This window comes from Sphingorhabdus sp. (assembly GCF_041737645.1).
Classification (GTDB): domain Bacteria; phylum Pseudomonadota; class Alphaproteobacteria; order Sphingomonadales; family Sphingomonadaceae; genus Sphingorhabdus_B.
The window spans coordinates 90,261-96,680 of the sequence record NZ_JBGSRI010000035.1 but is presented as its reverse complement, the minus strand read 5'-3'; the positions used below and the strand labels follow the sequence as shown (position 1 = coordinate 96,680).

At 55.4% G+C, this 6,420-nt stretch carries 6 protein-coding genes; 2 read left to right on the top strand and 4 right to left on the bottom strand.

Going from position 1 to position 6,420, the window contains the following annotated elements:
- The coding region (locus ACEW72_RS05240; protein WP_373475319.1) for a response regulator at positions 1-324 on the bottom strand (324 nt) is incomplete at its 3' end.
- Positions 325-583: 259 nt separating this feature from the next.
- Complete coding sequence (locus ACEW72_RS05235; protein ID WP_373475318.1) at positions 584-1,168, bottom strand: hypothetical protein; 585 nt, start codon at positions 1,166-1,168, stop codon at positions 584-586.
- A gap of 318 nt (positions 1,169-1,486) precedes the next feature.
- On the opposite strand from ACEW72_RS05235, the gene ACEW72_RS05230 reads away from it, so the two are divergent.
- Positions 1,487-2,875 (top strand): ATP-binding protein, encoded by a 1,389-nt coding sequence (locus ACEW72_RS05230; RefSeq protein ID WP_373475325.1) that lies wholly within the window; start codon positions 1,487-1,489, stop codon positions 2,873-2,875.
- 39 nt (positions 2,876-2,914) lie between these two features.
- Here the strand turns inward: ACEW72_RS05230 and ACEW72_RS05225 are convergent, their stop codons facing one another.
- A complete protein-coding gene (locus ACEW72_RS05225; protein ID WP_373475324.1) occupies positions 2,915-3,028 on the bottom strand; it encodes a BrnA antitoxin family protein in 114 nt (37 codons plus the stop codon).
- A 35-nt stretch (positions 3,029-3,063) separates the two neighbouring features.
- Here ACEW72_RS05225 and ACEW72_RS05220 point away from each other — a divergent pair, with 35 nt between their 5' ends.
- The gene (locus ACEW72_RS05220; RefSeq protein WP_373475317.1) at positions 3,064-3,351 is read left to right on the top strand and encodes a hypothetical protein; all 288 of its coding nucleotides are present in this window, start codon (positions 3,064-3,066) and stop codon (positions 3,349-3,351) included.
- A 32-nt stretch (positions 3,352-3,383) separates the two neighbouring features.
- Here ACEW72_RS05220 and uvrA read toward each other — a convergent pair whose 3' ends face one another.
- Positions 3,384-6,323 (bottom strand): excinuclease ABC subunit UvrA, encoded by a 2,940-nt coding sequence (gene uvrA / locus ACEW72_RS05215; RefSeq protein ID WP_373475316.1) that lies wholly within the window; start codon positions 6,321-6,323, stop codon positions 3,384-3,386.
- Positions 6,324-6,420 lie beyond the last annotated feature (97 nt).

Here is a 6,420-nt window from a genome sequence, read left to right as displayed (position 1 = left end):
TAAGATCAGGATGGGAAGATTGGTTTGATGCTGGTGCAATTCTTCCATCAGATCCAAGCCATCCGCATCCGGCAATCGAAGATCCAGAATGGCAAAATCATAGGGATCTTCCTGTACGCCGCCAACGCTCATCCCCACCGCGCGCGCCGCGTCCTCGACCAAGCCATTATCGGCCAGATGCGCCAGAAAAGCCGCCTGCCGCCCCGCGCCCCAGCCATCGGCGCGGGATTGGTAGCGCAAATACGCGGCGGCAGGCAGCCTCGCCCCGATGTCGTCGCGCAGCGCGGAGGCGGAGGAGTGAGGCTGTTGGGGTTGGCTATCCATTTTTCGGTCCTTCCAAAAACGGATAGTATATCACCTATATGGTTATTTTACAATTTGGTTTTTGGTTTGTTGGGTTACGATTTGCAAAGCTCTTTTTACCTTGTCATCCCCGTGAAAACGGGGATCCATGGTCTGAGCTTTCCGCCCCAAGCAACGTCGTGGCAGAAACGCGAGGGCAGACCATGGACCCCCGATCAAGCCGGGGGTGACAAACCTAGGGTAGAACCAAGCGGTGCAGCGACGTGCCGCCGACCGCTCGCTATTTCCACTCAATCTTGGTGAAGTTGAAACTCACCGAGTCGGTGGCGCACGTTGTCACTACGGGGTCGAGGATCTTGCCCTCTTTGCCGGTGGATTTCTGTTTGATCAGGACCGAACCGATTTGCTGGCCGGCGGCACAGCCGGTCCACGGCGTCATGCGCGCGGCGGCTTCGCGGACTTTCTGTACCGCGGGCAGCAGCAGGGCTGCGGTTTCCTGGTCGGTCATCTGGTGAAAATGAACCGGATAGCGAGCGCGCTTGCCACTCGACTGGCCGGTTTTGACATCGCGCGGTGCGCTCACGCCGTCTCCATTGATATCGCCCGAAGCGACATTGACGCCGCCAGCGGCGCGCTCGGCGCCGAGCTGTACCGATTCAAGTATGATCCATTTTTCTTTTTTGACATGCGGGCCAGCCCCCGGCCCAGCGCCGGTGACGATCTTGCTCTCACCGGGTATGCCGTCAAGTTGCAGCAGATAGTCGCTCGCCGCCTGCGCCGGTACGGCCCAGCCCAATGCGGCCCCGGTCGATATGGTCAGCGACAGCGCCGACACAGCGGCATTTTTATATGCGTGGATAGTCATAAGGAAACTCCTCCCTTTTCCTGCGACCGGGGTGAGGAGAGCATAGTTTGGATGAACGAGAGATGGATGGAGGGTTTAGAGGTGCGGCACAACCGTTAGTCCTGAGCCTGTGGTTAGCGAAGCTGAGCATAGGTCAACGACGAACTCTGGGCGACAGGCGGACATGGGGGTGGTTTTGGAAGGGAGTTTGGATTTGCTATTTAGTATTGCATACCCTGACCGCGCGCGAATTCCAAGTGACGCAATAACAATTGTCAGTGATAAAGTTAATGCTAAACACAAGGTCAGTGCCAGTTGCACTTAAGGAGCGGGTAAGTGATGAGAATAATTGATATCAGTGCAGAAGATGCTTCAAAAATTCTTCTACTAGAAGAAAGTCATTTCTCAGATTTGAAGTCAAAGCGAATAGCGCCTTCAAAACTCACCCGAACGATAAGTGCCATGGCTAACGCGGATGGTGGAGAGATATTTATCGGAATAGAGGATGATCCGAGAGCTTGGGATGGATTCTCTACAATTGAAGATTTCAACGCTCACATTCAGACATTTGAACGCGTTTATCCGCTAAACGATGGGTCCAATTGCAGCTTTTTGAAGGTCGAGGGCCACCCCGGCTATGTCTTAAAAATGGAAATCTTAAAATCGCAAGCGGTCGTTTTTGCGTCTGATAAAATTGCTTACCTCAGAAGGAGCGCTCAAAATTTACCGCAAGACGATTCTTCGTCGTTGGAGCGGCTCCGCCGCAACAAAGGCATTGTTTCTTTTGAGGCCGAGTTAGTAAACGTTGAAAGGGATTTGGTCGAAGATTCTGACGCCATTAAATCCTTTACGGAGCAGGTGGTTCCAAATGTTGATCCAGCGGTTTGGCTTAAAAAGCAGCAACTAATCAAAGACAGTAAGCCAACCGTAGCTGGTGTTATGCTATTCGCAGATGAGCCCCAGGCGCTACTACCCAAGCGATCAGGTATTAAAATATATCGTTACCAAACACGTGAAGATGGTGAACGGGCGACGTTAGCGTTCGATCCAGTCACGATGGAAGGTAACGCCTATAACCTGATTTACGGCGCAGTGAAAAAGACGGTTGAGATAATTGAAAATATAAAGATTATGACCTCGGATGGACTTTCAAAAGTTAGATATCCGAAAGAAGCTTTGCATGAAATTGTAACTAACGCCGTCCTTCATCGAGACTATAGTGTCCCTGATGATATTCATATCAGAATATTCGAAAACAGAATTGAAGTACAAAGTCCAGGTTTGCTGCCTGCGCACATTACACCTGACAATATACTTCAAGAACGATTTTCTCGAAACGGTGTGATCGTAAGATTGATAAACAAATTTCCCGATCCACCAAATAAGGATGTCGGAGAAGGTTTAAATACCGCATTTGAAGCAATGAAAACGATGAAACTGGTCGCACCCGTCATAATTCAAGCAGGAATGAACGTTATTGTAACGTTGAAACACGAGTCTTTAGGCTCACCAGAAATGTTAATAATGGAGTACCTAGAAAAAAACGACTTCATCATGAACAAGCAGGCTCGCGAAATCGCAAACGTTCAGTCCGAGAACGCCATGAAGCACATCTTAAGGCGTCTGGTAGAAGCTGGAATGCTTGAAGTTGTTAAAGGAAAAACCGTTTTTGATACAAAGTATATCAAAAAAACGGCTGAAGGGGCAGTGAAGCTTTTTCCAGATTAACGTGTATCTGCTGGAATTCCGAGGACACCACACGAAATACTAAATCCCCGCCGCCTTACGCAACGCCTCGTTAATCCGTGACTGCCAGCCTTTGCCGATCGCGCGGAAGCGGTCGATTAGGTCTGTGTGGAGGCGATATTTGGGTTCTAGTATTGCTGTTCAAGCAATCATCGCAATATATAGGAAAAATGGCAGCTGAACTATACATCGATGGTGGATTGTCTCACTGGGCGGACAACGAACGAACATTTTGCTTCGAGGGGGCTGCTAATGGCTCTCCGGTGACCTTCTTGGTTGATTATGCGTCATTACGAGTGTTCGCAACCGGCCTTGCTGACCAGTTGGATGACATGGATGCCGATGACGTATGGAACGAGTTTGGCGAAGAGTTAGAACAAGTCGCTCATCTTCAGTGGGAGATGAACGGATACGAAGGCGATACATTCACACTTCAATTCGGAGTTCCGGACAGTTGATCTAACGCGTTGTTGCTGGCCTGCAATCAAACCTATTTCGCCTTCGCCAGCATCGGCGCCAGATAATGCCCGGTATAGGACTTCGGCTCCTTGGCCACATCCTCCGGAGTCCCTTCCGCCACAATCTCTCCACCCTTAACCCCGCCTTCGGGCCCAAGGTCGATCACCCAATCCGCGGTCTTGATGACGTCGAGATTATGTTCGATCACCACCACGCTGTTGCCCTGTTCGACCAGGCGGTGGAGGACTTCGAGTAATTTGCGGACATCCTCAAAGTGAAGCCCGGTGGTGGGCTCGTCCAATATGTAGAGCGTCTGGCCGGTGCTTCGCCGACTGAGTTCCTTGGCGAGTTTGACGCGTTGCGCTTCGCCGCCGGACAATGTCGTTGCCTGCTGCCCGACCTTGACATAGCCAAGCCCGACCTCGGCCAGCATCGCCATTTTGTCGCGTATCGGGGGGACGGCCTTGAAGACCTCGACCGCGTCCTCGACCGTCATGTCGAGCACGTCGGCGATGGAGAGGCCCTTCCATTTGACCTCCAATGTTTCGCGGTTGTAGCGTTTGCCGTTGCATTCCTCGCACGTCACATAGACGTCGGGCAGGAAGTGCATTTCGATCTTGATCAGACCATCGCCGCTGCAGGTTTCGCACCGTCCGCCCTTGACGTTGAACGAGAAACGCCCCGGCTTGTACCCGCGCGCCGCACTTTCGGGCAGCTGCGCGAACCAGTCGCGGATGTTGGTGAACGCGCCGGTATAGGTCGCGGGGTTCGACCGCGGTGTGCGGCCGATGGGCGACTGATCGATGTCGATCACCTTGTCGCAATATTCGAGGCCGGTGATCTTGTCATGCGCGCCCGCGATGACTCGCGCGCCGTTGAGGGAGCGCGCCGCCGAGGCGTAGAGCGTGTCGATGGTGAAGCTCGACTTGCCCGAACCCGACACGCCGGTGATGCAGCAGAAGGTGCCGAGCGGGATGGACGCGGTGACGTTTTTCAGGTTGTTGGCGCGGGCATTGTGGACGGTGAGTTTCTTGCCATTGCCCTTGCGGCGTTTCTTCGGCACCTCGATTTCGCGGGTGCCGTTGAGATAATCGGCGGTGAGCGATTTGGCCTTGAGGATCGTTTCCAGCGTGCCTTCGGCCATGACAGTGCCGCCGTGGACGCCAGAGCCGGGGCCGAGGTCGACCACCCAGTCGGCGGTGCGGATTGCGTCTTCGTCATGTTCGACGACGATGACGGTGTTGCCGAGGTCGCGCAGGCGGCGGAGCGTGGCGAGCAGGCGGTCATTGTCCTTCTGGTGCAGGCCGATGCTGGGTTCGTCGAGGACGTAGAGCACGCCGGAGAGGCCTGAACCGATTTGCGATGCGAGGCGGATGCGCTGGCTTTCGCCGCCGGACAGGGTGCCACTGGTGCGGTTGAGGTTTATGTAATCGAGTCCGACATTGTTGAGGAAGCCAAGCCGTTCGTTGATTTCCTTGAGGATCGCCTTGGCAATCTGCTGCTGCTGGTTGGTCAGCGTCTGGTCGACATTGCCAAACCACACGACCGCGTCGGCGACGCTCATTTTCGTAGGGGTGGCGATGTCTACGCCGGCGATCTTGACGCTGAGCGCTTCGGGTTTCAGGCGTGCGCCGTGGCAGGTTTCGCAGGGTTGCGAGGTCTGGTATTTCGAGAGTTCCTCGCGCATCCACGCGCTGTCGGTCTGCAGCAGGCGGCGGTTGAGGTTGCCGATGACGCCCTCGAACGCCTTGTTGACCGTATATTCCTTGCGCCCGTCCTTGAAGGTCAGCGCAACAGGAAGCCCGCCGGTGCCGTGCAGGATAATGAGCTTTTGGTCGGGGAGCAGGTCCTCCCATGGCGTGTCGAGAGTGAAGTCATAAGCCTTAGCGAGGCTCGACAGCACTTGCATATAATATGGGCTGGGCGGGTTCGATTTCGCCCACGGCACGACCGCGCCCTTTTTCAGCGTCAGATGTTCGTTGGGGACGACAAGCTGTGGGTCGAATTCCTGCCGCTCGCCAAGCCCATCGCAATCGGGACACGCGCCCTGCGGGGCGTTGAAGCTGAACAGGCGGGGCGCGATTTCGGCGATGGTGAAACCGCTGACCGGACAGGCGAATTTCTCGCTGAACACGATGCGGTTGGCGGGGAGGCCGGTGCCTTTCATCGTGCCGCCGGTGACGTTTGGCGCCGGGGTGAATGTCGCGCGGGCCTCGCCAAATGCATTTGGCACCAGTTCCGCCACCATCCCGTCCGCCAGATCAACGAACGCCAATCCATCCGCGAGCTTCAGCGCCGCCTCGAAACTTTCCGCCAGCCGTTGCTGAATGCCTTCCTTCACGACGATACGGTCGACCACGACTTCGACGTCATGCTTGTACTTCTTGTCGAGCGCCGGGGCTTCTTCGATGGGGTAGAATTCACCGTCGATGCGCACGCGGGTGTAGCCCGAGCGCTGCCACTCGGCGAGTTCCTTGCGATATTCGCCCTTGCGGCCCTGCACCACGGGCGCGAGCAGGAAGGCGCGGGTGCCTTCGGGCAGAGCCATGACGCGGTCGACCATCTGGCTGACGGTCTGCGCGGTGATCGGCAGGCCGGTCGCGGGCGAATAAGGCACACCGACGCGCGCCCAGAGCAGGCGCATATAGTCGTAAATCTCGGTCACGGTCGCCACGGTTGAGCGCGGGTTGCGGCTGGTGGTCTTCTGCTCGATGGAAATCGCAGGGGAGAGCCCCTCGATATGTTCGACATCGGGTTTCTGCATCATCTCCAGAAACTGCCGCGCATAGGCGCTCAGCGATTCTACATACCGCCGCTGCCCCTCGGCATAGATTGTGTCGAACGCCAGGCTGGACTTGCCCGAGCCGGAAAGGCCCGTGATAACAATCAGCTTGTCCCGGGGCAGGTCGATATCGACGCCCTTGAGATTATGCTCGCGCGCACCGCGCACCTTTATGTGGGTGAGTGACATGAAGTGAGTTGTTCCAGATTTGTTCTATTGGCGCAAGAGGCAAGACGCTGGAGCGTTAGGTGGCGTGGAACAGATGATTTTTCAAGCTGGGGTTTTT

What these genes read in the sequence shown, in the direction of transcription:
- ACEW72_RS05235 (WP_373475318.1), bottom strand. Translation starts at nt 1,168, where the DNA reads ATGACTATCCACGCATATAAAAATGCCGCTGTGTCGGCGCTGTCGCTG.
- ACEW72_RS05230 (WP_373475325.1), top strand. Translation starts at nt 1,487, where the DNA reads ATGAGAATAATTGATATCAGTGCAGAAGATGCTTCAAAAATTCTTCTA.
- ACEW72_RS05220 (WP_373475317.1), top strand. Translation starts at nt 3,064, where the DNA reads ATGGCAGCTGAACTATACATCGATGGTGGATTGTCTCACTGGGCGGAC.
- uvrA (WP_373475316.1), bottom strand. Translation starts at nt 6,323, where the DNA reads ATGTCACTCACCCACATAAAGGTGCGCGGTGCGCGCGAGCATAATCTC.